The 24,533-nt window shown below is 71.9% G+C and carries 25 protein-coding genes; 13 read left to right on the plus strand and 12 right to left on the minus strand.

What is annotated here, in order from left to right:
* Positions 1–21 precede the first annotated feature (21 nt).
* Both D7044_RS09800 and D7044_RS09805 read left to right on the plus strand, forming a co-directional pair.
* Positions 22–738, plus strand: a complete 717-nt coding sequence (locus D7044_RS09800) for an isocitrate lyase/PEP mutase family protein (protein ID WP_120688763.1) — start codon at positions 22–24, stop codon at positions 736–738.
* 164 nt (positions 739–902) lie between these two features.
* A complete protein-coding gene (locus D7044_RS09805) occupies positions 903–1,430 on the plus strand; it encodes a GNAT family N-acetyltransferase (RefSeq protein WP_120688610.1) in 528 nt (175 codons plus the stop codon).
* Positions 1,431–1,479: 49 nt separating this feature from the next.
* Here D7044_RS09805 and D7044_RS09810 read toward each other — a convergent pair whose 3' ends face one another.
* The 3 genes from D7044_RS09810 to D7044_RS09820 all read right to left on the minus strand — a co-directional run bounded on the left by D7044_RS09810 (position 1,480) and on the right by D7044_RS09820 (position 4,781).
* Positions 1,480–2,355 carry an alpha/beta fold hydrolase gene (locus D7044_RS09810; protein ID WP_120688611.1) on the minus strand — a complete coding sequence of 292 codons (876 nt, stop codon included), beginning with the start codon at positions 2,353–2,355 and terminating at the stop codon, positions 1,480–1,482.
* Between the two features lie 252 nt (positions 2,356–2,607).
* On the minus strand, positions 2,608–3,795 hold the full coding sequence (locus tag D7044_RS09815; RefSeq protein WP_158609291.1) for a low temperature requirement protein A: 1,188 nt from the start codon (positions 3,793–3,795) through the stop codon (positions 2,608–2,610).
* A 134-nt stretch (positions 3,796–3,929) separates the two neighbouring features.
* Positions 3,930–4,781, minus strand: coding sequence for an oxygenase MpaB family protein (locus tag D7044_RS09820; RefSeq protein WP_120688764.1), 852 nt, complete (start codon positions 4,779–4,781; stop codon positions 3,930–3,932).
* A gap of 171 nt (positions 4,782–4,952) precedes the next feature.
* Between D7044_RS09820 and D7044_RS09825 the strand changes: the two genes are divergently transcribed.
* From D7044_RS09825 to D7044_RS09840, 4 genes are all read left to right on the plus strand, one after another.
* Positions 4,953–5,366, plus strand: coding sequence for a YciI family protein (locus D7044_RS09825; RefSeq protein ID WP_120674395.1), 414 nt, complete (start codon positions 4,953–4,955; stop codon positions 5,364–5,366).
* 1 nt (position 5,367) lies between these two features.
* Complete coding sequence (locus tag D7044_RS09830) at positions 5,368–6,513, plus strand: RNA polymerase sigma factor (protein ID WP_120688613.1); 1,146 nt, start codon at positions 5,368–5,370, stop codon at positions 6,511–6,513.
* Between the two features lie 258 nt (positions 6,514–6,771).
* Entirely contained in the window at positions 6,772–9,462 is a 2,691-nt protein-coding gene (gene aceE, locus D7044_RS09835) for a pyruvate dehydrogenase (acetyl-transferring), homodimeric type (RefSeq protein WP_120688614.1), read from the plus strand.
* Between the two features lie 177 nt (positions 9,463–9,639).
* Positions 9,640–11,370 carry an FAD-dependent oxidoreductase gene (locus D7044_RS09840; protein WP_120688615.1) on the plus strand — a complete coding sequence of 577 codons (1,731 nt, stop codon included), beginning with the start codon at positions 9,640–9,642 and terminating at the stop codon, positions 11,368–11,370.
* 269 nt (positions 11,371–11,639) lie between these two features.
* Here D7044_RS09840 and D7044_RS09845 read toward each other — a convergent pair whose 3' ends face one another.
* From D7044_RS09845 to D7044_RS09855, 3 genes are all read right to left on the minus strand, one after another.
* Positions 11,640–12,395, minus strand: a complete 756-nt coding sequence (locus D7044_RS09845; protein WP_120688616.1) for an SDR family oxidoreductase — start codon at positions 12,393–12,395, stop codon at positions 11,640–11,642.
* Between the two features lie 161 nt (positions 12,396–12,556).
* Positions 12,557–13,165 (minus strand): TMEM175 family protein, encoded by a 609-nt coding sequence (locus tag D7044_RS09850; RefSeq protein WP_120688617.1) that lies wholly within the window; start codon positions 13,163–13,165, stop codon positions 12,557–12,559.
* 422 nt (positions 13,166–13,587) lie between these two features.
* Positions 13,588–14,499 (minus strand): NADP-dependent oxidoreductase, encoded by a 912-nt coding sequence (locus D7044_RS09855; protein WP_120688618.1) that lies wholly within the window; start codon positions 14,497–14,499, stop codon positions 13,588–13,590.
* A gap of 142 nt (positions 14,500–14,641) precedes the next feature.
* On the opposite strand from D7044_RS09855, the gene D7044_RS09860 reads away from it, so the two are divergent.
* Together D7044_RS09860 and D7044_RS09865 are read left to right on the plus strand one after the other, a co-directional pair.
* A complete protein-coding gene (locus D7044_RS09860) occupies positions 14,642–15,121 on the plus strand; it encodes a MarR family winged helix-turn-helix transcriptional regulator (protein ID WP_120688619.1) in 480 nt (159 codons plus the stop codon).
* A 287-nt stretch (positions 15,122–15,408) separates the two neighbouring features.
* Positions 15,409–16,008, plus strand: a complete 600-nt coding sequence (locus tag D7044_RS09865) for a hypothetical protein (RefSeq protein ID WP_120688620.1) — start codon at positions 15,409–15,411, stop codon at positions 16,006–16,008.
* Here D7044_RS09865 and D7044_RS09870 read toward each other — a convergent pair.
* A complete protein-coding gene (locus D7044_RS09870; RefSeq protein WP_120674412.1) occupies positions 15,962–16,240 on the minus strand; it encodes a helix-turn-helix domain-containing protein in 279 nt (92 codons plus the stop codon). The two genes, D7044_RS09865 and D7044_RS09870, sit on opposite strands and share 47 nt — an antisense overlap.
* Positions 16,241–16,305: 65 nt before the next feature.
* On the opposite strand from D7044_RS09870, the gene map reads away from it, so the two are divergent.
* Positions 16,306–17,088 carry a type I methionyl aminopeptidase gene (gene map / locus D7044_RS09875; RefSeq protein ID WP_120688621.1) on the plus strand — a complete coding sequence of 261 codons (783 nt, stop codon included), beginning with the start codon at positions 16,306–16,308 and terminating at the stop codon, positions 17,086–17,088.
* Between the two features lie 23 nt (positions 17,089–17,111).
* On the opposite strand, the gene D7044_RS09880 is transcribed toward map, so the two are convergent.
* From D7044_RS09880 to D7044_RS09900, 5 genes are all read right to left on the minus strand, one after another.
* Complete coding sequence (locus D7044_RS09880; protein WP_120688622.1) at positions 17,112–17,645, minus strand: DUF1697 domain-containing protein; 534 nt, start codon at positions 17,643–17,645, stop codon at positions 17,112–17,114.
* A gap of 102 nt (positions 17,646–17,747) precedes the next feature.
* Entirely contained in the window at positions 17,748–18,932 is a 1,185-nt protein-coding gene (locus D7044_RS09885) for a low temperature requirement protein A (protein ID WP_120688623.1), read from the minus strand.
* Between the two features lie 59 nt (positions 18,933–18,991).
* The gene (locus tag D7044_RS09890; RefSeq protein WP_147434623.1) at positions 18,992–19,492 is read right to left on the minus strand and encodes a hypothetical protein; all 501 of its coding nucleotides are present in this window, start codon (positions 19,490–19,492) and stop codon (positions 18,992–18,994) included.
* Entirely contained in the window at positions 19,489–20,247 is a 759-nt protein-coding gene (locus tag D7044_RS09895; protein ID WP_120688625.1) for an SDR family oxidoreductase, read from the minus strand. Before D7044_RS09895 ends, D7044_RS09890 begins: the two co-directional genes overlap by 4 nt.
* A 145-nt stretch (positions 20,248–20,392) precedes the next feature.
* A complete protein-coding gene (locus D7044_RS09900) occupies positions 20,393–20,992 on the minus strand; it encodes a copper resistance CopC family protein (RefSeq protein WP_158609973.1) in 600 nt (199 codons plus the stop codon).
* 193 nt (positions 20,993–21,185) lie between these two features.
* Between D7044_RS09900 and D7044_RS09905 the strand changes: the two genes are divergently transcribed.
* The 4 genes from D7044_RS09905 (at position 21,186) to pdxR (ending at position 24,497) form a co-directional block, all read left to right on the plus strand.
* A complete protein-coding gene (locus D7044_RS09905) occupies positions 21,186–21,620 on the plus strand; it encodes a hypothetical protein (protein ID WP_120688627.1) in 435 nt (144 codons plus the stop codon).
* Positions 21,621–21,660: 40 nt separating this feature from the next.
* The gene (locus D7044_RS09910; RefSeq protein ID WP_120688628.1) at positions 21,661–22,023 is read left to right on the plus strand and encodes a sigma factor; all 363 of its coding nucleotides are present in this window, start codon (positions 21,661–21,663) and stop codon (positions 22,021–22,023) included.
* Positions 22,024–22,123: 100 nt separating this feature from the next.
* Positions 22,124–23,008 carry an RNA polymerase sigma-70 factor gene (locus D7044_RS09915; protein WP_120674432.1) on the plus strand — a complete coding sequence of 295 codons (885 nt, stop codon included), beginning with the start codon at positions 22,124–22,126 and terminating at the stop codon, positions 23,006–23,008.
* A 91-nt stretch (positions 23,009–23,099) separates the two neighbouring features.
* Complete coding sequence (gene pdxR / locus D7044_RS09920; protein ID WP_120688629.1) at positions 23,100–24,497, plus strand: MocR-like pyridoxine biosynthesis transcription factor PdxR; 1,398 nt, start codon at positions 23,100–23,102, stop codon at positions 24,495–24,497.
* Positions 24,498–24,533 lie beyond the last annotated feature (36 nt).

Here is a 24,533-nt window from a genome sequence, read left to right on the forward strand (position 1 = left end):
CACCCTCGGGGCGTGGCCGAGATGACCGCCGCCACCTTCCGCGCCCTGCACCAGAACCGCGCCGGCGGTGACCCGCTCGTCCTGCCCGGACCGTGGGACGCGGCGAGCGCCCGGGCCTTCGTCGAGGCCGGCTACCCCGCGTTGGCGACCCCGAGTGCCGGGATCGCCGCCTCGCTCGGGTACGAGGACGGCTCGACTCCGGCCGACGAGATGTTCGCCGCCGTGGCGAGAATCGCCCGCGCCGTCGCCGTCCCGGTCTCCGCCGACGTCGAGGGCGGGTACGGACTTCCGCCCCGGGAGCTGGTCGGGCGGCTGCTGGAGGCGGGTGCCGTCGGCTGCAACCTGGAGGACTCCGTGGAGCACAGCACGCTCAATGATCCCCAGCGGCACGCCCAGTGGCTGGCCGAGGTGCGGGCGGAGGCGGGTGACGACCTCTTCATCAACGCGCGCGTCGACACCTTCCTGGTCGGGACGGGCGACCCGGATGACGCCGTGGCACGGGCGCGGCTGTACGCGGCCGCCGGCGCCGACTGCGTCTACCCGATCATGGCGCCGGCCGAGGTGATCCCGCTGCTTCGGGTGGGCATCGAGGGCCCGCTCAACCTGGTGGGAACGCCGGAGAAGGAGGCGGTGGCCGAGCTGGCCCGGCTGGGCGCGACCCGCATCACCTTCGGTCCGCAGCTGCAGTGGCACGCGCAGGGGGCGACCGCCGAACTCGCGGCGCGGTTGCGCGGCTGAGGCCCAGCGCCCCGCAGCCGCCACTGGACCGGCGCTCCAGAGCCGCGACTGAGGGCGTTTGCGAGGCTGGCCGGGCCCGGGGTTTGTTGACGCGGATCGCGTCCCGCAGCGCCAGAAGTTGGGGCTGGTTGCCTCATCCGACGCACCGCGACGAGGATCAGCACATGTCCAGCAGCACCAGGATCCGCCTGATCGAGCCCACCGACGCCGCCCTGATCGCCGCGCATCGGGTGCGGGACCTTGAGGCTTTCCGGCAGTGGGAACCAGCCCAGCCGGCCGACTTCTTCACCCCGGAGGGCCAAGCGGAGCGGATCGACAGGCTGCTGGCCGGATACCGGGCCGGCACGGTCTGGCCGGGGGTGGTGCTCGCCGACGAGCAGGTGATCGGGCAGGTCACCGTCGGAGGCATCCTGCCTCAGCCGCACCTGCGCCGCGGCTCCGTCGGATACTGGATCGCCACCGTCGCACAGAACCAAGGGCACGCCCGGCGCGCCGTCGGGCTTGTACTCCGGGTGATGACGGACGAACTCGGGTTGCATCGCGCCGAGGCGTCCACCAATCTGGAGAACCTGCCGTCGCAGCGGGTGCTGCGCCGCAACGGGTTCAACCCGTACGGTGTCGCGCACTTCTCGATTCTCCTCGACGGGAGTTGGCGGGACGGGCTGCTGTGGGAGCGGGTCCTCGGCGACTAGGTTCTGCCTGGCGGATCATGAGTCCGGCCCATGATCGGCAGGACGCGTCCTAGCCGAGAAAGGTCAGCAACTGCCGTGCGGTCTCCTCCGGAGCCTCCTCCGGAATGAAGTGTCCGACCGGCACCGGACCGCCGCGGACGTCGTCGGCCCATTCTCGCCAGATGGCGAGCGGATCGTCGTAGAGCTTCGCGACCGCGCCGTGCTCGCCCCAGAGGAAGAGGACGGGGCAGGTGATCCTCCGCTGGCCCCGGTCGGCCTCGTCGTGCCGGTAGTCGACGCTCGCGGCGGCCCGGAACTCCTCGCAGATCGCGTGGACGGTCTCCGGGTCGCCGAACTTCGCGACGTATTCGGCGCGCACCTCGGCGGGGAAGGCGTCCTTCACCGTCGGCCAGTTGTCGAGCATGAAGTCGACCAGGACGGCGGGGGCGGCGCCGATGAACCGCTCCGGCACCGGCTCGGGCGCGGCCAGGAAGGACCAGACCCAGTAGGCGAGGCTGAACTCCCGGTCGGCGCGGTTCCACGCGTCGCCGCCGGGAATGACGTCCATGACGGCCAGCCGCAGGACGGCGTCCGGCTCGTCGAGGGCGAGCCGGTAGGCGCATCGCGCTCCACGGTCGTGGCCGACGAGCCGGAACCGGTCGTAGCCCAGGCTCCGCATGACCTCCAACTGATCGTGAGCCATCGCCCGTTTGCTGTAGGGCTCGTGGCCGGCGGTGCTGGCCGGCGTGCCGCTGTCGCCGTACCCACGCAGGTCGGTGGCGACCACGGTGTACCGCTCGGCGAGGTGCGGCGCCACGTGACGCCACATGAGATGCGTCTCCGGAATGCCGTGCAGGAGCAGCACGGGCGGCCCGCTGCCGCCCTGGCGTCCGTGGATCGTCGTGCCCGTGGTGGTGACGTCGAACTCCTCGAATCCGTCGAACACGAGCAGATCCCCTCCGGTGCGTCGTGACTGCCTCCGTCCCGGCGGCGCAGCGGTGGCGGGCGAGGGGTGCGCCGGTGGCCGGGCGGGACGACGAGCGGATCGCAGGCCCGGGAGCGATGGAGCGAGGCGGAGGGGCAACCGGTGCGCGGCTGCCCGCCTCGTTGTTCGACGTTACCAACGCCGACCGTGGCAGACAGGGCTTCTCGCGCGCTGCAACCTCGGCCGCCGAGGTGGGGAGGGGCGCCGGCCGGATCACCAGCGGGTGCGGACGCGCCAGCGGGTGCGGTACACCGGCCGCCCGTAGTGCGGGAGGAAGGCGATCGCCACCATCGCACCGGTCGTGATGGCGGCGACCGCGAGCGGCGGTAGCTCCCGCAGGGCCGGTGCCGCGAGCGCCAGGACGACCACGCCGAGCGGCAGCCGCCACAGCATCGCCCGGAACACCACCAGCGCGTATACGCTGCGTCCGGCGAGGAAGACCGCCGGACCGGCGACCACGATGGCCAGCTCCGTGACGGTCGTCTGCCCCAGGGGATTCATGGCGACGATGTCACCACCGGCGGCGATCAGCACCACGCCGGAGACCATGACCAGATGCGCGTACGCCGCGACCAGGGCGAGCCGGCCGGGATTGCGGGACTCGTCGATCCCGGTGGCGAGGTGGTCGGCGACGTAGACGATGTAGATCCGCCACATCGTCACCGTCATGACGAAGAGGAGGACCACCCCCATCGTCCGCAGTGACACGAACGGCGGGTCCCCGTAACGCCGCACCCCGACCAGGACGATCTCGCCGAGCGCGACGATGAACATCTGCCGGTAGCGCTCCGACAGGTGCTCGCCGGCCACCCGCAGCTCCTCCGTGGTCGCCCGCCCGAGTCTCGGCAGCGGATATCCGAAGAAGCCGACCGCGAAGTCCGTCATGACCGCCACCCCCCAGAACACCAGCCGGACCCCGCTGGGCAGGAACGCGCCGACCACCCACAGCACACCGGTGGCGCAGAACCAGATGAGCACCCGCATCGGTCGCGCGCGCAGCGCGTGACCACGCAGGGCGGTGACGAGGATGAGCCCGCGACAGAGGTGCAGGCCCACGTACGCCCCGGCGAAGGCGATCCCGCTGGCGTCCTCGAAGGCGCTGCTGACGGCGAGCGACATCAGCAGACCGCCGAAGAGTACGAGCAGGACGATGAGCTGGACCAGCGGCAGGCCGGGGTCGTACCAGTCGGTGGTGTAGGCGGTGACCGTCCAGACCCACCAGACGGCGGCGAGCAGGACCATGGTCTCCAGCGCGTGGTTCCAGCTCAGGTTGCCGGTCAGTCGATCGGAGAGCCGGGTGAGGGCGACGATGAGGCCGAGGTCGAAGAGCAGCTCCAGGTAGGAGATCCGGCGGGGGGCGTCCGGACTGCGCAGAATCCACCCCGACCGCGCCTGTGCCACCGCCTCCTCTTCCGGTTTGTCCCGTTCGAACTTCGTACCATGCCGAACCAGGCGTGGCGGGACCTTTGCCCGCACAACCGGACATGACCGGCGTGAACTCGAGAAATCCGCGCATTCAGCCGCCGGGGGCTCGGTCAGTCGTCCTGCTGCGGGCCCAGCCGGCTGATCTCGTACCCGTCGGGGTAGCTCCTGGTCGTGATCCCGTCCGTGAACAACGCGGTCGTCCGCGGCTTGCCGAACCAGCGCTGCGACCGGGAACGGCCCGTCAGCACCAGGTGCAGGCCGGCTCGGACGGGCCAGGCCGGCCGAGCGACCTGCGTCGCCTCCCGCAGCCGCTCGTCGTAGAGGGCGGCGACCATCGCGTCGCCCAGCGGTGCGAGCGCCCGCGGGATCCGGGCGAGCATCAGCATGCGGGTGGCCCGCTCGACGGCCGCGGCGTGCTGGTTGGGCCGCAGATGCGCGGCGTCGTGGGCGTCGAACCAGGTCTCGAACGCCTGGTAGGAGTCGGGGATGCCGGTGATACCCATCCGGCGGCCGAGCTCGCCGTAGAAGCGGTGGGTGGCGCGCAGCTCGTGGCAGCACGGACGGCGCCAGCCGTAGCGCTGCAGCCACCGGGTGGGGATCACCACCAGGCAACCCAGGACGTAGAGGTAGTCGTCGTTGCTGATGTCGTACCGGCGGTGGATCTGGTTGACCCGGCGCAGGGCGTCCCGGCCGCGCTGCTCGTCGAAGCCGTTCAGCATCATCTCGTACATCAGGATGCCGGTGTCGTCGATCCGCTTCTGCGTACGCTCGGTCAACTCCCCGGTGACCGCGTGCACGGCGGCGATCGACGGGAGGGAGAAGGACCGGTTGAACGCCAGGTTGAGCCCCAGCTTCAGGTCCCACGGGAACTCGTACCGCAACATCGCCTGGTAGATGGCCAGGTGGTCGTGCTCCGGATCGAGTGCGCGGATGCGAGCGAGGTTGGCGTAGCGGGCTCTCATCGGTGGGCAGCTCCGATCGGTGGTCACCGGGTAGGGTTTCGACGCCGCCCGCCATCATGCGGCAAGCGGTCAGAAAAAAGTTCCGCCGGTGATGTCGAGAACCGGTGCCCGGCTCCGTCCCCGCTGTGAACGCGACGAGAATGGGTCGCACCAGCATCGAGGAGAACCACGATGGCCAAGTACCTGCTGCTGAAGCACTACCGTGGCGCCCCGGCCGCCGTCAACGACGTGCCGATGGACCGGTGGACGCCGGAGGAGATCTCGGCGCACGTGCAGTACATGAACGACTTCGCGGCGCGACTCGAGGCCAACGGCGAGTTCGTCGACGGCCAGGCGCTCGCCCCCGAGGGGACGTTCGTCCGGTACGACGGAGAGGGGCGACCGCCGGTCACCGACGGCCCGTTCGCCGAGACCAAGGACCTCATCGCCGGCTGGATGGTGATCGACGTCGACAGCTACGAACGGGCCGTCGAGCTCGCCGGGGAGCTGTCGGCCGCCCCGGGGGCCGGCGGGAAGCCGATCCACGAGTGGCTGGAGCTGCGTCCGTTCCTGACCGCGTCGCCCAACGTCGCGGACTGCCACTGAGGTGGACGAGCTCCTGCTCCGGAGCCTCACCCCGAAGGTGCTCGGGATCCTCGTCCGCCGCGGAGCCGACTTCGCGGCGGCCGAGGACGCCGTGCAGGACGCCCTGATCGAGGCGGTCCGCGTCTGGCCGGCCGAACCGCCCCGGGATCCGAAGGGCTGGCTCGTCACCGTGGCCTGGCGCCGGTTCCTCGACATGGCCCGGGCGGACGCCGCCCGCCGCCGACGTGAGGAGCTGCTCGACGCGGAACCGGCGCCCGGGCCCGCCCCCGAGGTGGACGACACGCTCCAGCTCTACTTCCGCTGCGCCCACCCGTCACTGACCCCCTCGTCGGCGGTCGCGCTCACGCTGCGCGCCGTCGGCGGGCTGACCACCCGCCAGATCGCCCGGGCCTACCTGGTGCCGGAGGCGACCATGGCGCAGCGCATCAGCCGGGCCAAGCGGACCGTCTCCGACGTACGGTTCGACCAGACCGGCGACGTCGCCACCGTGCTGCGCGTGCTCTACCTGGTCTTCAACGAGGGCTACTCCGGCGACGTCGACCTCGCCGCCGAGGCGATCCGGCTCACCCGGCAGCTCGCGGCCGCCATCGACCATCCCGAGGTGGCCGGGCTGCTCGCCCTCATGCTGCTCCACCACGCCCGGCGGGCCAGTCGGACCACCGCCGACGGGACTCTGGTGCCCCTCGCCGAGCAGGACCGGGGCCGGTGGGACAGCGGCTCGATCGCCGAGGCCGTCGAGATCCTCCAGGCGGCCCTGGCCCGCGACCGGCTGGGCGAGTTCCAGGCCCAGGCCGCCATCGCGGCACTGCACGCCGACGCGCTCACCGCCGAGGAGACCGACTGGGTGCAGATCGTCGAGTGGTACGACGAGCTCGCGCGCCTGACCGACAGCCCGGTCGTCCGGCTCAACCGGGCGGTGGCCGTCGGTGAGGCCGACGGAGCGCGTGCCGGGCTGGCGGCGCTCGCGGAGCTGGACGACACGCTGCCCCGCTACGCGGCGGTGGCGGCGTACCTGCACGAGCGCGACGGCGACCTGGCGACGGCGGCGCGGCTCTACACCGAGGCGGCCCGGCAGGCGCCCAACCTCGCCGAGCGCGACCACCTGACGCGCCAGGCCGCCCGGCTCAACACCCGCCGGCGTAGCTGACCCGGCTTCCCGCGCCGGCCTCAACCCCGGTCGGCCCCGCGCGGGGCCGACCGGGGCCGAGGTGGGCCGCCGCCCGGTGCCGCGTACGTCACACCTCCCGTGCCCGCTCGGCCGTCACGAATCGGTGCACCAGTCGGTCCTACCTGGCGGACCGGCAGTGCGGCTCGGCCCGAGCCGTCCCGCCGGCAGGACCCTGTCTCACCGTGTCGACCTCCCGCCCCGGCGACGAGAGGTCGGAACCGTCGGAAGGCGGCCACCATGACCGACATCGTGCGAAAGCAGCCGAGCGCGCTCGACCAGATCCCGGATCGAGACCCCGAGGAGACCGCCGAGTGGGCGGCCTCACTCGACGCCGTCACCACCGCAGCCGGTCCGCACCGCGCCTCGTACCTCCTGCGCCGCACCCTCGAACACGCCGAGGGCGCCGGCCTCGGACTGCCGAAGCTGCCGGAGACCGAGTACGTCAACACCATCCCGACCGCCGCCGAGCCGGAGTTCAGCGGCGACGAGGAGATGGAGCAGCGGATCACCGCCTGGAACCGCTGGAACGCCGCCGCGATGGTCAGCCGCGGCAGCCGCTACGGCCTCGGCGGCCACCTCGCCACCTTCGCCTCCGCCGCCTGGCTCTACGAGACCGGCTTCCAACACTTCTTCCACGGCAAGGAGGCCGACGGCTCCGGCGACCAGCTCTACATCCAGGGCCACGCCTCCCCGGGCATCTACGCCCGCGCCTTCCTCGAGGGGCGGCTCACCGAGGAGCAGCTCGACCGGTTCCGGCAGGAGGCCGGCGGCGACGGCCTCCCCTCCTACCCGCACCCGCGCCGGCTGCCGTGGCTCTGGGAGTTCCCGACCGTGTCGATGGGGCTGGGCCCGCTGTCGGCGATCTACCAGGCGCGGTTCAACCGCTACCTGCAGCACCGCGGCATCAAGGACACCTCCGGCTCCCGCGTCTGGGCCTTCCTAGGTGACGGTGAGATGGACGAGCCGGAGTCGACGGCCGCGCTCGCCCTCGCCGGTCGCGAAGGCCTGGACAACCTCACCTTCGTGATCAACTGCAACCTGCAACGGCTCGACGGGCCGGTGCGCGCCAACCTCAAGATCGTCCAGGAGCTGGAAGCCCAGTTCCACGCGGCCGGCTGGAACGTCGTCAAGGCGCTCTGGGGCACGGCCTGGGACGACCTCTTCGCCCTCGACACCACCGGCGCGCTCCTGCGCCGGCTGCGCGAGGTCCCCGACGGGCAGTTCCAGACGTACGCGGCCCGCGACGTCGCCTACATCCGCGACCACTTCTTCGGCACGGATCCGGCGCTCGTCGAGATGGCGAAGGTACTGACCGACGCGAAGATCGCCGAGTGCTTCCACGTCTCGCGGGCGGGCCACGAACCCCGCAAGGTGTACGCCGCCTACCGGGCCGCGGTCGAGCACCGGGGCGCCCCGACCGTGATCCTCGCCCAGACCGTCAAGGGTCACACCCTCGGCTCCGGCTTCGCCTCGCGCAACGCCAACCACCAGATGAAGAAGCTGACCGGCGAAGAGTTCCGGACCCTGCGCGACCTCCTGGAACTCCCGATCCCGGACAGCAGGCTCGACGGCGACCTGATGCCGTACGCCCACCCCGGCGCAGACTCGCCGGAGGTCCGTTACCTCCACGAGCGCAGGGCCGCGCTGGGCGGCCCCGCCCCGATCCGCCGAGTCCGGCCGGTGGTGCTGCCCGAACCGCCCGCCAAGGCGTTCGAGACCCTGGCCAAGGGGTCCGGCACCCAGGAGATCGCCACGACGATGGCCTTCGTCCGGCTCGTCAAGGACCTGATGCGGGACCCGCGGACCGGCAGGCGCTGGGTGCCCATCGTCCCGGACGAGGCGCGCACCTTCGGTATGGAGTCGCTCTTCCCGAGCGCCGGGATCTACTCCCCGCACGGCCAGACCTACGACCCGGTCGACCGGGACATGCTCCTGTTCTACAAGGAGGCCACGAACGGGCAGATCCTCCACGAGGGCATCACCGAGGCCGGTTCGATGGCCGACTTCACCGCCGCCGCCACGTCGTACGCCACCCACGGCGAGCCGATGATCCCGTTCTACATCTTCTACGCGATGTTCGGCTGGCAGCGCACCGGCGACCAGATGTGGGCGCTCGCCGACCAGCTCGGCCGCGGCTTCCTCATCGGCGCGACCGCCGGCCGTACCACGATGACCGGCGAGGGCCTGCAACACGCCGACGGCCACTCGCACCTGATCGCCTCCACCAACCCCGCGGCGATCGCCTACGACCCGGCCTTCGCCCACGAGATCGCCGTGATCGTCCGCGACGGCCTGCGGCGGATGTACGGACCGGACGCGGAGGACGTCTTCTACTACCTCACGGTCTACAACGAGCCGAAGGTCCAGCCGGCGATGCCGGCCGGCCCCGACGTCGAGGAGGGCATCCTCAAGGGCCTCTACCGGTTCAGGACCGCCGACGCCCAGTTGCCGGCGGACGCCCCGCGCCTGCAACTGCTCGCCTCCGGCACCGCCATCCACTGGATCCTGGAGGCCCAGCGGCTCCTCGCAGCCGACTGGGGGGTGGCGACCGACGTGTGGTCCGCCACCTCCTGGAGCGAGCTGCGTCGCGACGCACTGAACTGTGACGCGGCGCAGCTCCGGGGCGAGGACCGGACCCCATACGTCACCCGGGTGCTGGACGGCGCCCCCGGCCCGGTGCTCGCCGTCAGTGACTGGATGCGGGCCGTCCCGGACCAGATCAGCCAGTGGGTGCCGCAGGAGTGGCACTCGATCGGCACCGACGGCTTCGGCCTCTCCGACACCCGCGAGGCCGTCCGCCGCCACTTCGGGGTCGACCCGCAGTCGATCGTGGTCGCGGCGCTCGCCGCCCTCGCCCGGCGCGGCGACGTCAAGCCCGAGACCGTTCAGCAGGCCCGTGAGCGCTACGGGCTCTCCGCCGACCGCTGAGCGCCAGTCACGAACAGTGACCCGCTCCGGTCCCACCTGACGAGCCCGCGTACCCCCTGGCGCGGGCGCGACGAGGCCACGACCACGGCGTCAGACCGCCGTGCGGCTGGCCTCGACCGGCCGCCCCCCTGACCGCACAGGGGGGCGGCCACCCCTCACCGCAGAACGGGAAACACCATGAGCAAACTAGAACGACGCCTCTCCACCTCGGTCCTGGTGATCGGCACCGGAGGCTCCGGCCTGCGGGCCGCGATCGAACTCGCCGAGCGCGGCGTCGACGTCCTCGCCGTGGGCAAGCGACCCAAGCTCGACGCCCACACGTCGTTGGCGGCCGGCGGGATCAACGCGGCGCTCGGCACGATGGACGCCGAGGACAGCTGGCAGCAGCACGCCGCGGACACCATCAAGGAGAGCTACCTGCTCGCCAACCCGCACACCGTGCAGATCGTCGCCCAGGGCGCCGCCCGGGGGATCCACGACCTCGAACGCTTCGGGATGGGCTTCGCGCGGGAGGAGGACGGCCGGATCTCCCAGCGATTCTTCGGCGCCCACAAGTATCGCCGCACCGCGTTCGCCGGCGACTACACCGGCCTCGAGATCCAACGCGCCCTCATCCGGCGCGCCGCCCAGCTCTCCGTCCCCATCCTCGACACCGTCTACATCACCCGCCTCCTCGTCCGCGACAACGTGGTGTTCGGCGCGTACGGCTTCGACGTGAACGACGGCACCCGCTACCTCGTGCACGCCGACGCGGTGATCCTCGCCGCAGGCGGGCACACCCGGATCTGGCGCCGGACGTCCTCACGTCGGGACGAGAACACCGGGGACTCGTTCCGCCTCGCGGTCCTCGCCGGCGCCCGCCTGCGCGACCCCGAACTGGTCCAGTTCCATCCGTCCGGCATCCTCGAACCCGAGAACGCGGCCGGGACCCTCGTCTCGGAGGCCGCCCGCGGCGAAGGCGGCATCCTCCGCAACGCGGTGGGGGAGCGGTTCATGGAGCGCTACGACCCCGAGCGGATGGAGCTGTCGACCCGCGACCGGGTGGCGCTCGCCGCGTACACCGAGATCAAGCAGGGCCGGGGAACGCCGAACGGCGGGGTCTGGCTCGACGTGTCGCACCTGCCGCGCGAGATCATCATGAACCGGCTGCCGCGCGTCTACCAGATGATGCTGGAGCTGCAGATGCGCGACATCACGACCAGCCCGATGGAGATCGCACCCACCGCGCACTACTCGATGGGTGGCGTCTGGGTGCGCCCGGAGGACCACGGCACCGACGTCGCGGGCCTCTACGCGATCGGCGAGGCGGCGAGCGGTCTGCACGGCGCCAACCGGCTGGGCGGCAACTCGCTCATCGAGCTGCTCGTCTACGGCCGCATCGTCGGCGCCACCGTCGCCGACTACACCGCCGGGCTGGACGCGCAGCGGCGTTCGCGGGAGGCCGTGGGCGAGGCTCGCGCCGAGATCGACGGGCTGCTCTCCGCGGACGGCCGCGAGAACGTACGCGCGCTGCAACGGGCGATCCGCAACACGATGACGGAGCACGCCGGTGTGGTCCGCGACGAGCAGGGGCTGCGCACCGGACTCACCGAGCTGGGCGCGATCGAGGACCGGATGACCGACATCGGCGTCCACCCGGACATCGCGGGTTATCAGGACCTGGCGCACGCCTTCGACCTCAAGGCGTCGGCGCTCGCGGCGCGAGCCACCCTGGAGGCCGCGCTGGAGCGGCGTGAGACACGCGGCTGCCACAACCGGAGCGACTACCCGAACCTCGACCCCACGCTCCAGGTCAACCTCGTCTGGTCGCCGACGGCGGGCATCGTCCGCGAGGAGATCCCACCGGTCCCCACGGAGATCGCCGAGCTGATGCAGGACGTGTCGACCGTCGGGAAGCTCGTCGAGTAGTCGTCGCCGTGTGGCGTTCGGCCGCCGTCCTCGGCCGAATCCCGCCGGCGCACCGGCGGGGGCGGGCGCGGACCGACACCTGCGACCTCCACCGCCATGCGCGAGCCGGGCCGGTTCACCGGCCCGGCTCGACGTATTCGCACGGCCGCAGGCGCGACAGCGGCCGAGGGCAGACGGTCGCCGGGCCCCGCGAACGGGGCCCGGCGACCATCTCCACGCCGGCTCGCCGCCGGCCTTCGCCCGCCCGGGCGCCGACCGCGAGCCGCCGCCTACCTGGCGGGCTTGTTCTGCACCAGCCAGTCGGCGTACGCGACCTTGCCGAGGAGCGCGCCGTCGTCCGGCACCAGGCTCCGCTCCTCCAGCTCGGACCCGAAGTAGTGAGCGTGCGGGTCGGTGACCACCTCGCGCGGGTCGCCCGCGGCGGCCAGCACCTTCCGGAAGAACTCGTCCATCCGGACCTGCTCGGGCCCGGCGATCTCGACCCGACCGTTCAACGGCGAGCCCACCGTCACCCGGCCGAGCGCCTCGGCCACCTCCTCGCCGGCCATCGGCTGGAAGAGCACCGGCGCGATCCGGACCACGCCGCCGTCCGTCGCGGAGTCGGCGATGCCGGGAACGAACTCGAAGAACTGCGTCGCGTGCACGAGCGAGAACGGAATCGAGGACTCCTCGATCAGCTTCTCCTGCGCGATCTTCGCGCGGAAGTAGCTGTTCGCGGCGAGCCGCTCGGTCCCGACGATCGAGAGCGCCACGTGGTGACCCACGCCGGCCGCCGCCTCCGCCGCGAGCAGGTTGCGGGTGGAGGTCTGGAAGAACTCCATCACGGCGTGCTCCTCCCACGAGGGGGAGTTCGACACGTCGACCACCACGGACGCGCCGGTCATCGCCTCGGCCAGGCCCTCGCCGGTGAGGGAGTTGACGCCGGTGTTCGGCGACGCCGCCACCGCCTCGTGGCCGTGCTCGCCGAGCTTCGCGACGAGCTTCGACCCGATCAGGCCGGTGCCGCCGATTACCACGATCTTCATCTGAAGCCTTCCCATTCGCCTTGAGCGTCAGTTGTCATCCGTCACCCGCTACGACCGGACAGCCTCCCGGCCTGTGACGTCCTCCGCCGTTCTGATCTTGAATTCCTGCCGCCGGAGCGGCTCCACCCGGAGGCGAGGCGCGCGGAGGCCGGTCTCGCGTCCTACTGCGCCGGCTCGTGCTCGCGTACCACCCGGGCGATCCGGCGGTCCGGGACCACCCACACGATCACGATGGCGACGAAGCAGGCCAGCGCGATCCCCACTCCGACGCGCCCGCCGATCAGCAGGGCGGCGAGGATTCCGGCGACGTCGAATGCCACGGAGAACTTGCCCTTGAGGTCGCTGCCGACCGCCTCGCGCAGCGGCGAGTCCGGCCCCTGCTGCCGGATGATCACCTGCTGGAGCACGACGTACGCGACGGCCGCGCTGAGCAGGTTGAGACCGTAGACGACGACCGGGGTCTCTTCGAACCTCGACTCGGAGACCCAGGTGGTGGTGAACGGCACCAGCGACAGGCAGAACAGCAGTCCCAGGTTCGCCCAGAGCACGGCGCCGTTGACCCGCCGGACCAGGTGGAACATGTGGTGATGGGCGTTCCAGTAGATGCCCACGTAGACGAAGCTGAGCAGGTACGTGAGCAGGCCGACGCCGGTGTCGTGGACGAGGCCGGGAAGGTCGTGACCCTCCGGCACCCGCAGCTCCAGCACCATGATCGTGATGATGATGGCGAGCACGCCATCGCTGAACGCCTCGACTCGACTGGTCCTCACCGCGCCGCTCTTCTCCTTCCGATGCCCGGACTCCGGCCCCCGAACCCGCCGTCGGCGCCGTCGGCGACGGCGACGCGAGCGGCCGCCGGGGCGCCGACCGGTACGAGGTCGGGCCCGCGGCCAGGAGGCAGGGGTGAGGTCGTCGGCGACGTTGCCGGGGCCTCGCCCCTGCCGGTTCGGGGGCCACGCCGAGATCCCTGCGCCCGCTATCGGTGGGCATGCGCTTCTCCCGGCGCCTTTCCGTTCTCCGGCAGTCGAGACAGCGCAGCCTTGGGATCTGTGACAGGCGCGGTGGATCGATCACGCCGGGCCGGCGCGCGGGCCCGGCGGCGGGAGAGGGGTGGGAGAGCAGTGCCGCGTCCTGCCTCGGGCTCTGGCTCGAGGCACGACGCGGCTACGGGGTGGGGCGTGGTCGGCTGGTCTCAGGGCACCAGCACCACTTTGCCGCCGGCGTGACCGCCGTCGCTGAGCTGGTGCGCCGCGGCGGCGTCCGCGAACGGGAGGACGGCGGCGACGGTGGCGGTCACCTCGCCGCGGACGAGACGGTCGGCGAGCGCGGCGAGGTCGGCCGCGGATCGCTGCTCCGGTCCGGCGGTGAAGACGACGCCGAGATCCGGCGCGGAGCCGTCGGCGATCGTGACGATCCGGTCGGTGCCCCCACGCAGCTCGATCGAGTCCGGCAGGGCGTTCTTGCCGGCCACGTCGAGCACCGCGTCGACGCCGTTCGGGGCGAGCGCGCGGACCCGCTCGACCAGTCCCGGGCCGTAGACGGTGGGGACGGCGCCGAGTCCCCGTACCCGGTCCTGGTTCGCCTCGCCGGCGGTGCCGATCACGGTGGCGCCGCGGTCGGCGGCGAGTTGTACGGCGATCTGGCCGACGGCCCCGCTCGCGCCGTGGATGAGCAGGGTGTCCCCGGCGCGGACCCGCAGCAGGTCGAGACTGCGGGTCGCGGTCTCCAGGGCGACCGGCAGCGCCACCGCCGCCGCGAAGTCCAGGCCGTCGGGAAGTTTGGTGTACGTGCTGGCCAGTGCGAACTCCCCGTAGGCCCCGGCGGGCGCGTCGGCCCAGCCGACGATCCGGTCGCCGACGCTGACGTCGGTGACGCCGTCGCCGAGGGCGTCGACGACCCCGGCGACGTCCACCCCGAGTACGGCGGGCAGCGGGGTCGTGAAGATCGCCTCCATGGAGCCGCTGCGGATCTTGCCGTCGATCGGATTCACCCCGGCGGCCCGGACCCGGATGCGGATCTGCCGCGGGCCGGGGGTCGGCTGCGGCAGTTCGGCGACCTGCAGCACCTCGGGCCCGCCGAACGAGTAGAACGTGATCGCCTTCATGGTCGACTCCTGGTTCTGTGGATGACACAGCCCGTCCATCAGGATTAGCTGTCTAGGACAGGTAACTGACCGTGGGGCTGGGTGTATTTCGCATCCACCAGTGACTGCCGCCACTGCTGACCAGGTCAGGTAATCTGCCGCCATGGGGACGGGTGACACGCCGGGCGAGGGCGAGCTGCCGGAGACCGCTCTCGGTGGCCCGATCAGCTACGCCATCGTCCGTCTCGGCCGGATCCACCGGCTGCGCGCCGCGCAACTACTGCGAGAGGCCGGTCTGCACACGAGCCAGGAGTTACTGATGATGCGTCTGTGGGACTCGGGCCCACAGCGACAGGTCGACCTGGCCGCCTGGTTCGACACCGACTCGGCCAGCATGAGCCGTACGGTGCAGCGCCTCGAACGCGCCGGCTACGTGCGACGGGTGCCGGACCCGGACGACCGGCGGGCCACCCTGGTCGAGCCCACCCCGGCCAGCCTCGCGCTGCGGCGCGAGGTCCAGCGGATCTGGACGGAGCTGGAGCGCCTGACCGTCAGCGAGCTGACCGCGGAGCAGCAACGCGCCGTGCTCGGCCTTCTTCGGCAGATGGAGAGCAGCCTGCTGAAACCCTCGGCGGCCGATTAGTCCGCCAGGTCGGCTCAGGGATGTCGGTGCACGACACCCTCGCCCGGTACTCCCGAGGGGGAGCGGGATCCCCCGGGCGGGTGTGCTGCCACCGCCGGAACCCTGCGACGTTCGGTATGGCGACGGGCGCGCTGAAGCCCAGTGGCCGGACGAGAAGCATCGGACCGTGCGAAGGCGAGGCGAGGCGTGGCATGGCTCAGGCGACCAGGCAGGCAGTGGCGGGGGCAACGGCACGGTGCGCGCCGCCGCCGCCGCGATGGGCACGTTGGGCGGGACATGCGGCATGGGTGGCGCCGGTGCTCGGCTTCATCCCGCTCCACGTCCCGTGGATCCTCGGCATTCCGCTGTTCGCCAACCCCGGCCCGTTCGGCGAGTGGTATCAGGGCCGCGGCCCCGGCGTCGGGGACCACCCGGTCGAGGGGTTCCTCGGTATGCCGCCTGGTGCGTTCTACCTGGGCGTTCTCTGTGTTCTCGCGGCCCTGGGCGGGGTGCTGGCCCTCGGGCTCATCAGCGACTGGGGCCTGACCTTCCCGCGCTGGATACCGCTGCTGCGTGGCCGCAGGGTGCCGCCGTGGCTCCCGTTGACCCCCACCGTTCTCGGCTCCGCGCTGATGATCGGCTATTCGCTGACGCTGCCCACGCAACTTCTCGAACAGCTCGACACAGCCGGCCCGCAGGACATCTTCACGACCACCGGAGTGCTCATCGGCCTGCCGCTGCTGGTGGCGTGGGAGATCGCGTTGCCGGTGGCCGGGTGGTCCTACTACCGCCGTACTCGTCGCGTCGAGGGCTCATCCGGCTCTCGGGGTCGACGCTGGGCGTACCGACCGGGGGCGCGGCCTACGAGGCCAGCCGCGCGGGTGCGGCGGCGCGTTCCGGTTGGTTGATCTCGGCCCAGACCACGTCGAGGGAGAGGCCGAGGACGTCGGCGATCGCCGCGATGGTCGAGAAGGCGGGGGTGGCCACGCGGCCGGACTCGATCTTCCGAAGGGTCTCCGGCGAGACGCCGGCGTCCAGCGCGGTGAGGAGCATCGAGCGCTCCCCCCTGGCGCGTCGCAGGAGGGCGCCGAGGCGCTGCCCGCGTTCGACCTCCGCGGGGGTGAGCGGCAACCTGACCATGGGCCGATTCTAGTACCGGGATACTATGGCCGGGATAGTTATTGGATGTGCGAGGAAGGCGGCACATGATCGAGCTCCTGAACCCCACCGACCTGCCGCGAGCGAGGGAGACGGGCGCCCTGGTCGCCGAGATCCTGCAGACCCTGAAGGGCCGCAGCACGGTCGGCACCAACCTGCTGGAGATCGACAGGTGGGCCCAGGCCATGATCGTTGAGGCCGGAGCGCAGTCCTGCTACGTCGACTACGAGCCCTCCTTCGGGCGCGGGCCGTTCGGCCACTACATCTGCACCTCCGTCAACGATGCCGTCCTGCACGGTTTGCCGTACGACTACACGCTCGCCGACGGCGATCTGCTCTCCCTCGACCTCGCCGTCTCCAAGGGAGGGGTGGTTGCCGACTCCGCCATCAGCTTCGTCGTGGGCGACTCCGCGCCCGCCGAGAGCGTCGCGCTGATCGACGCGACCGAACGCGCGTTGCGCGCGGGGATTGCCGCCGCCGGACCTGGAGCCCGGGTCGGTGACCTCTCCCATGCCATCGGTTCGGTGCTGAGCGAGGCAGGCTATTCGATCAACACGCAGTTCGGTGGTCATGGCGTCGGATCGACGATGCACCAGGACCCGCACGTGTCGAACACCGGGAAACCCGGTCGTGGATACAAGCTCCGCCCCGGGCTCCTGCTGGCGCTGGAGCCGTGGGTCATGGCGGACACCGCCGAACTCGTCACCGATGCCGACGGCTGGACGCTCCGAAGCGCGACCGGCTGCCGGACAGCGCACAGCGAGCACACGATCGCCATCACCGACGACGGAGCCGAGATCCTCACCCTGCCGAAGCAGACGCACGGGTGAGGTCGAGGTCAGGGGTGCCGCGCTCAGCGCATCATGGCGAGGAGCTTCTCCACCGTGTTCCAGTTGCGCACGGTCGCCGGCGGGCCGCCCTTGATCCTGGACAGGGCCTTCATCAACGGGCTGTCCCGCTGCCCACCCGGGCACCAGATGTACATCTCGGTGCCGTCGACGGCGTAGCGGTCCGCGCCGAGATCGACGCCGGCCAGCTCCTCCTCGACCGGCCGGTCGGGCGGCCGGGCCAGGAACGAGACGACGTACCTCGATCCGTCGTTCGCCACGGCGGCGAGCGGATTCCTCGCCACCACCCGGGCCAGCTCGTCGCGGCTGCGTAGGAACACCTCCACCGGCATTCCGAACCGCTGCTCGAGCGCCCGTTCGATCAGCGGTCCCAGCTCGTCCGGCGGCCGGTCGGCGTCCAGCACCACGTTGCCGCTCTGCAGCAGCGTGGCGACGTTGCCGTACCCCTCCTGGGTGAGCAGGGTGCGCAGGTCGGCCATGGCGACCCGCCGAGCTCTGCCGAGGTTGATGCCGCGGAGCAGCACCGCGTAGCGCGTCATGTCACCACCCCTTCGCGCGACCGGTCCGGTACGAGCCGTTCCCGGCCTTCCAGCCGAAGCTGCCCGAGCCCACCGGCCGTGTCAAGCAACCGCCCCGAGCCGCTACGGCCGGCCGTGTGCCGCGACCGGTTCGGTCGGGTGCCGTCGGGCGTTGCGCGCGTCGGAGACGACCACCGCGGCGAGGACCAGGGGGACGGCGCCGGCGGCCAGCAACGGCGGCGCGAACAGCAGCGGTACCGAGAGCGCGAGCAGGGCGAGCAGCGCGATCGGCCGGTTCCGCGAGACCCGGCCGAAGATCGCCTGTTCCAGGCGGGCCCGCCCCACGATGAAGAGCGCGGGCCCGCCGAGCAGCACCGCGACCCAAGCTGCGTGATTGTGGCCGAGCGGGTCGGTGATGACCATCTCGTCGCCGACGGCGGTGACGACGACGCCGGCCACCATGATCAGGTGCGCGAGCGCCAGCGGACGGGTCAGCTGCACGGGATCGGCGGCCGCCGCGATGGCGCTGTCCAGCAACTCCCCGGCGCGGAAGACGTAGATCCGCCAGAAGAGCACGGTGGTCAGGACCGAGACCGCCAAGGCGCCGGTTCGGTCCGGAGTGAAGTCCCGCTGGGTGAAGGTGACACCCGTGACGAGGATCAGCTCGCCGAGGGCGATGATGAAGAGCTGGCGGTGCCGCTCCGCCAGGTGCCCGGCGGAGAGCGGCCAGTCGGGCAGGGTCACCCGCCCGAGCCGGGGCGTGGGATACCGGAGGGTGTACGCGGCGTAGTCGATGACCGCGGCGAGAACCCACAGCACATTCCGTGCGGTGCCGCCGGTGAGACCGCCGGCGAACCAGAGAACGCCCGTGCCCGTGGACCAGACGAGCAGCCGCCGGCCGGTGCGCCTCTCCGGGTGGGGAAGCGCGAGAGCTAGGAAGAGCATCACCGCGATGTGCAGCGCGGCGGAGACGCTCGCGAAGATGACGCCGTGCGCGCCGAAGGCGTCGGTCAGCACGACCGCCATCACGAGCGTGCCGACCATGATCCCGAGCACCACCGCCTGAACCGTCGGGCGGCGGGGATCCATCCGGTTCGTTATCCACGCGGCGAGGGTCCAGACCCACCAGAGCGCGAGGAGCAGCACGAAGGTCTGGTAGACCCCCGTCCAGGTGAGATCCGAGACCAGGTTCTTCGACAGCTGCGTGAGGGCGAAGACGAACGCCAGGTCGAAGAAGAGCTCCAGGAGCGCCACCTGCTGCCGCTCCTCGGGCCCCCTGAGCAGCCCGCCTGGCTTCCCGTCCCCCATCACCTGTCCCGCCGGGCTGTCCTGCTCGCCGAACTCCGGAACGTGCCGCTACCAGGCGATTATCCGTTGGCGGCTCCGCTCGGCGGCCGGATTGGTCGCTGCCGCCGTCGCTGCACCGCGTCCCGGACGAGGGACAGGACGATGACGAGCAGGCCGAGCAGGGCGACGACGGCGTTGCCCCCCGTGAGGAGCACCGCCTCGCCGAGGCCGGCGTGGTCGAGGTGTGTCAGGTGGAAGAAGAAGTGCGGCACGGCGAAGGTGGAGAAGGCCGCGGCCGCCGGGATGGTGAAGACGGACCGGGGTACGGCGAGCGCGATGCCGAGGACGACGGCGATGCCGAGCGTGGCGCCGCCGAAGTCTCGCGCGTAGTGCTCGCTGAACGGCGGCGTGAGGCTGACCGTCGGGAAGTTGTCGTAGAAGTTCTCGGGGAAGGTCTGGTTCCAGAGCCCGACGACGAGCTCGTCGAGGAAGATGATCGCCAGTGCGATCCGGATCAACGCGGTGATCCGCCGGCCCCGGGTGTGGCTCTCCGGCGCGGCGGGATCCCGGCCTGCGTTCACCGGCCCCGCCTGCTCTGCGCCACCGGGCTCGCCAGCCACTGGTCGAAGGTCTGGGTGCCGCGTGGGCCGGCGCCGGTGGGCAGCAGGGCGCCCTCGGCCATGGCCCGGCCGACCGCTCCCGGGAGGCGGACCGGCAGGACGACGCGACGACTTCCCCGGGCACGTAGCAGCCGCCGAGCCATCTCCGGCATCCGCAGCTGCTCGGGGCCGGCGAGGTCCGGCACCAGGCCGGCCGGCTCCGCCACGGCGAGGTCGACCAGGCAGCGAGCGACCTCGCGGGCCGCGATCGGCTGGCTGAGCAGCTGGGGCACCGCCGCGACCGGTCCACGGGGTGCGATCCGCTGCGCGGCGAACTCGTGGAACTGTGTCGAGCGCAGCACCGTCCCCGGTACCGCGCCGTCCAGCACGAGCGCCTCCTGCCGGCGTTTGCCCACGTAGTAGCCGATGTCCACCCGGTCCACGCCGACGATCGACAGGACGACGTGGTGCCGTACGCCGGCGCGCCGGCCGGCGGCGAGCAGGTTGCCCGTCGCGGTGCCGAAGAACTCCTCCGACCTCTTTCGGCTGATCGTCCACAGGTCGCTCACGTCGATCACGACCGCCGCCCCGGTCAGCGCCTCGGCCAGCCCGGTGCCGCGGATCAGGTCCACGCCTGCGGAACGCGCGATCACGACGGGTTCGTGGCCGCCGGCCCGTACGGCCTCGACGACCCGCCGTCCGATCCAGCCGGTCCCGCCGGCTACCGCGATACGCACCGAGCCACCTCCCGATCCGCGTTCGCGTCACGCCACCGGCAGGTCGCCGCCGGGGGCGACGGCGGGCGGGGGACTGCTCGCTCTGCTGTCATGTCGGTCCTATCTGTCCGGAGCCCTCGGCAGGGCCGAACCTCGGCAAATCGCCCTAACGGGTGGAGTCCGCGCGCTCGCCGGTCGCGTACACACCCCGTGCGAGCGCGATGATGGCGAGCAGCAGGGCGAGCACGGCGGCGCCCGCGGCGGCCTGCAGGGCGACGACTCCACCGGAGGTGACCCGAGCCCGGAACGGATTCGCCGCGACGGCCGCCGCCGCTTCCGCCCCGACGGTGAACTCGGACGTGCCGGCGACCGGATGACCGTCGGTGAAGGTAGCCCGCCAGCTGATCCGGTACCCGCCGTCCGGCATGCCCGTCGCCACCTGTTGGGTCAGGGTCGCACCCTGGACCGCCGGTCGACCGCCGGCCCAGTCCCTCCCCGCGCGATCCGTGATCGTGACGGCGCCGACCTGGCTGATCTCGGCGGCGAAGACCACGACGACCTGTCGCGGGGCATCCGGCAGCGCCGCGCCGTCGGCCGGCGCGATCGACCGCGTCGCGCCGTGGGCGAAGACGGGAGTGGGTGCGAGCGCCGGCGAGAGACCCACGGCGAGCGCGACCGCGACGAGCAGTCCGACCGTACGCCGGGTGCGGGCAGCCCGGCCGGGTCTCGACCCGCCGATGCCACCCGCCGTGCCGCGCCTCTTCATGGCCTGCTCCCTCCGTCGCGGCCGATCCCACCGTTCGGGAAGTGGACCGAGCGGGGCCCTCGATTCGTGACAGCCGGCGCTCGCCGTTCGCCGGCTGTCACGAATCGGGGGGCCGCTCGGTCCGTAACAGGTGACAGCTCGCCGGTGGCGGCACCTCGGAGGTCGGCCGGGCCAGCGTAAGGAGCACCAACTCATGACCGTCATCATCCGAATCGCCCTGGCGATCCTGTTCGTCGACAACGCCATGGTCGGAGCCTGGAACGCGATCTCGCCAGCGAGCTTCTACAAGTACTTCCCGACGGTGGACCTCACGCCGCCGTTCAGCGAGCACTACGCGCGCGACTTCGGTGCCGCGTCACTGGCGATCGCGCTGCTGCTGGGCATCGCGGCGGTCAAACCCAAGGCGCACTACGTCATCCCCGCCGCGGCGGCGTACTCGACCTTCGGGGTGCCGCACTTCTTCTACCACTTCGCGAACATGGAGAACGCCACCCTCGGCGAGGCGCTCCTGCTCACCGTCGGAAACGGAACCGTGGCGCTCGCCGGCCTGCTGATCATCCTGCTCACGGTGCTGCGCGACCGCAGGGCGGCGCGGCGCGCTCCGGCGCCCGCGCCGGTCGCCCGCTGAGACGGTCCGACCCGGCCCCGCGACAACCCTGGGAGGATTGATGGTCCCCGAATCCCGCCGGTCACCCCGGTCCGGCGCGCTCCCGAGCACGTTCTGCGCGGTCGTCGCCGAGCGGCGCCTGCTCAGCAACCTCGCGTACTGCCTGCTCGACTCGGTCGGCGCGGCCGAGGTCGCGGTGCAGGAGACGTACACCCGCTGGTACACGATGCCGGACGAGGAACAGGAGAGGATCGACCGGCCGCTCACCTGGCTCGTCGGCACCCTCGTCCGGATCTGCGTCGACAGGCGCGAATCATCCTCGCGCCACGCGGGCGGCCCTGCCGTCGACCCGGCAGGCCGCACCGATCCGGCGGGCCCGACACCTCGCCGGTTCCGCGTCTGGCGGGATGTGCCGAAGCTGTAGTCCGCGCGTGCGGGGTATCCACCGTCGGGCGCGGAGCCACCGGAAGCGACATCACGCTCGGCAGTTTCGATTCAGGCACGGAAGGGATGAGGCGGCGAAGATGGCAGGGCGAGGGCATGAGGAGACGTTGATCGACGCGCTGGAAGTGTTCGACGCGGTCCGTCCCCGGCTCTTCGGCATCGCCTACCGGATGCTCGGTAGCGTCACCGAGGCGGAGGACGTCGTGCAGGACGCCTGGCTCCGCTGGCAGCAGACGGATCGCCGCCAGGTGCGGGATCCGATCGGTTTCCTGGTCACGGCGACCGCTCGGCTCGCGCTGAACGCCGCCACCTCGGCTCGCGTCCGGCGGGAGCGCTATCCCGGGCTCTGGCTGCCGGAGCCCGTCGACACCTCCGCCGACCCGACGCTCCTGGCCGAACGGAACGAGTCGCTCGAACTCGCCGTGCTGCTGTTGTTGGAGCGGCTCACCCCGGCCGAGCGCGCGGTCTACGTGCTGCGCGAGGCGTTCGACTACCCCTTCCGCCGCATCGGCGAGGTGCTCGGCATCGGCGAGGCGCACGCGCGGCAGCTCGGCAGGCGCGCCCGTACGCACCTGGCGCAGGAGCGGCACGATCCGGTCGGCCGTACGGACCACGGCCGCCTGCTGCAAGCCTTCCTCGCCGCCGCCCGCTCCGGGGACCTCGGCCAACTGGAGGAGCTGCTCGCCGAGACCGCCACCTCCCACGCCGACGGCGGCGGCGCCGTACGGGCCGCCCCGGCGCCCATCGTCGGACGCGACAACGTCGCGCGATACATCTTGGGACTGGTCCGGAAGTACGGAGACGACCTGTCGTTGGAGATCGTCGAAGCCAACGGTCAGGCCGCGATCCTCGCGTCGCGGGCCGGAACGGCCGTCGCGTTGCTCACCGTCGACGCCTCACCGGAGGGCATCGAGCGGGTGCTGATCGTCCTCAACCCGGAGAAGCTGGCCCAGTTCCGACGATGACCGGTCGAGGCCCCGTGACACGCCGACCCCGAAACCTGGCGAGTCGTCACCGAACCCGCCACAGCCACCGCACGAATGAGATCGTTGGACGGTGACGGAGTCACTCGACCTGCACCTGGAGTTCGATCGAGGTGCGGGATCTCCGGGCCGCTCGCTGGAGAACGCCCTGCGGGAGAGCATCCGGACCGGCCGGCTGCGGGCCGGGACACGCCTGCCCGGCAGCCGTAGCCTCGCCACCGATCTGGGCCTGGCCCGGGGCACGGTGGTGCAGGCGTACGCGCAGCTGGTGGCGGAGGGGTGGCTGGTGTCGACGGCCGGCTCGGGCACCCGCGTCGCGGACGTGCGGCACGATCCGCCCGACCCGCTGCGCAGCCCGCGACCGTCGCCGGTCTCCGATCCGGTCATCGAGCTGCGGCCGGGGATTCCGGACCTCGGCTCGTTCCCGCGTACCGCCTGGGCGGGCAGCGTTCGTCGGGCGCTGGCGTCGGCGTCCCGCGAGGCGTTGGACTACCCGGATCGACGCGGCCTGCTTCCGCTGCGAGCGGCGTTGGCCGACTATCTCGCGCGTACGCGGGGGGTGCGCTGCGACCCGGACGCCGTGGTGGTCACCGCGGGCTTCACCCAGGGGCTCTCCCTGCTGGCGCGGGCGCTGCACCGGCGCGGTGTACGCGCCATCGCCACCGAGAACCCCGGTCTGGCCCCGCACCGTAAGGTGCTCCGGGCCGCGGGCCTGACGGTCACCCCGCTCACCGTCGGCGCGGGCGGGGCCGACCCGGACGAGGCGGCGGGTCAGGCCGCGCTGCTCACCCCGGCACACCAGCATCCGACCGGAGCGGTGCTGGCGCCGCAGCACCGCTACCGCTTCATCGCCTGGGCGCGCCGGCACGACGCGTTCCTGATCGAGGACGACTACGACGGCGAGTTCCGCTACGACCAGCGGCCGGTGGGCGCGATGCAGGCGCTGGCGCCGGAGCGGATCGTCTACGCCGGCAGCACCAGCAAGTCGCTGGCGCCGGGCGTACGCCTGGGCTGGTTCGTCGTGCCCGAGCCGCTGCGCCGTGACCTGGGGGAGGTGATCCTGGAGGCCGGCGCCGCGGTCTCCGCGATCGACCAGCTCGCGATGACCGGCCTGCTCGTGGACGGCGACTACGACCGGCACATCCGTCGCATGCGCCTGATCTACCGGCGGCGCCGGGCGGAGTTGGCCGAGCGCCTGGCCGAGGTGACCAGCACCCCGCTGGAGGGGATCGCGGCCGGTGTGCACGCGCTGCTGCCGCTGGCCTCGGCCGCGCAGGAGCGGCTGCTGATCCGGGCCGGGCACGGCCAGGGCCTGCACCTGACCGGTCTGCACAGCAGCGGCTACTGGCACGAGCCGGCGGACGAGCGGCAGGCGGCGGCCCTGATCCTCGGGTACGCGGCGCCACCCGCGCACGCCTGGCGAACGGCGCTGACCCGGCTGGGCCAACTGGTCCAGCAGAATGCTGCCTGACCGGTCCATTTCACTGGTCCGGATCGGGCTACGTTC

The organism is Micromonospora musae, assembly GCF_003626635.1.
In the GTDB taxonomy this organism is placed as follows: domain Bacteria; phylum Actinomycetota; class Actinomycetes; order Mycobacteriales; family Micromonosporaceae; genus Micromonospora; species Micromonospora musae.

Excerpts from the sequence above, each read along its gene's own strand:
- D7044_RS09800 (WP_120688763.1), top strand. The coding sequence starts at position 22 with ATGACCGCCGCCACCTTCCGCGCCCTGCACCAGAACCGCGCCGGCGGT.
- D7044_RS09805 (WP_120688610.1), top strand. The coding sequence starts at position 903 with ATGTCCAGCAGCACCAGGATCCGCCTGATCGAGCCCACCGACGCCGCC.
- D7044_RS09820 (WP_120688764.1), bottom strand. The coding sequence starts at position 4,781 with ATGAGAGCCCGCTACGCCAACCTCGCTCGCATCCGCGCACTCGATCCG.
- D7044_RS09825 (WP_120674395.1), top strand. The coding sequence starts at position 4,953 with ATGGCCAAGTACCTGCTGCTGAAGCACTACCGTGGCGCCCCGGCCGCC.
- aceE (WP_120688614.1), top strand. The coding sequence starts at position 6,772 with ATGACCGACATCGTGCGAAAGCAGCCGAGCGCGCTCGACCAGATCCCG.
- D7044_RS09840 (WP_120688615.1), top strand. The coding sequence starts at position 9,640 with ATGAGCAAACTAGAACGACGCCTCTCCACCTCGGTCCTGGTGATCGGC.
- D7044_RS09845 (WP_120688616.1), bottom strand. The coding sequence starts at position 12,395 with ATGAAGATCGTGGTAATCGGCGGCACCGGCCTGATCGGGTCGAAGCTC.
- D7044_RS09855 (WP_120688618.1), bottom strand. The coding sequence starts at position 14,499 with ATGAAGGCGATCACGTTCTACTCGTTCGGCGGGCCCGAGGTGCTGCAG.
- D7044_RS09860 (WP_120688619.1), top strand. The coding sequence starts at position 14,642 with ATGGGGACGGGTGACACGCCGGGCGAGGGCGAGCTGCCGGAGACCGCT.
- D7044_RS09870 (WP_120674412.1), bottom strand. The coding sequence starts at position 16,240 with ATGGTCAGGTTGCCGCTCACCCCCGCGGAGGTCGAACGCGGGCAGCGC.
- map (WP_120688621.1), top strand. The coding sequence starts at position 16,306 with ATGATCGAGCTCCTGAACCCCACCGACCTGCCGCGAGCGAGGGAGACG.
- D7044_RS09880 (WP_120688622.1), bottom strand. The coding sequence starts at position 17,645 with ATGACGCGCTACGCGGTGCTGCTCCGCGGCATCAACCTCGGCAGAGCT.
- D7044_RS09885 (WP_120688623.1), bottom strand. The coding sequence starts at position 18,932 with ATGGGGGACGGGAAGCCAGGCGGGCTGCTCAGGGGGCCCGAGGAGCGG.
- D7044_RS09900 (WP_158609973.1), bottom strand. The coding sequence starts at position 20,992 with ATGAAGAGGCGCGGCACGGCGGGTGGCATCGGCGGGTCGAGACCCGGC.
- D7044_RS09905 (WP_120688627.1), top strand. The coding sequence starts at position 21,186 with ATGACCGTCATCATCCGAATCGCCCTGGCGATCCTGTTCGTCGACAAC.
- D7044_RS09910 (WP_120688628.1), top strand. The coding sequence starts at position 21,661 with ATGGTCCCCGAATCCCGCCGGTCACCCCGGTCCGGCGCGCTCCCGAGC.
- D7044_RS09915 (WP_120674432.1), top strand. The coding sequence starts at position 22,124 with ATGGCAGGGCGAGGGCATGAGGAGACGTTGATCGACGCGCTGGAAGTG.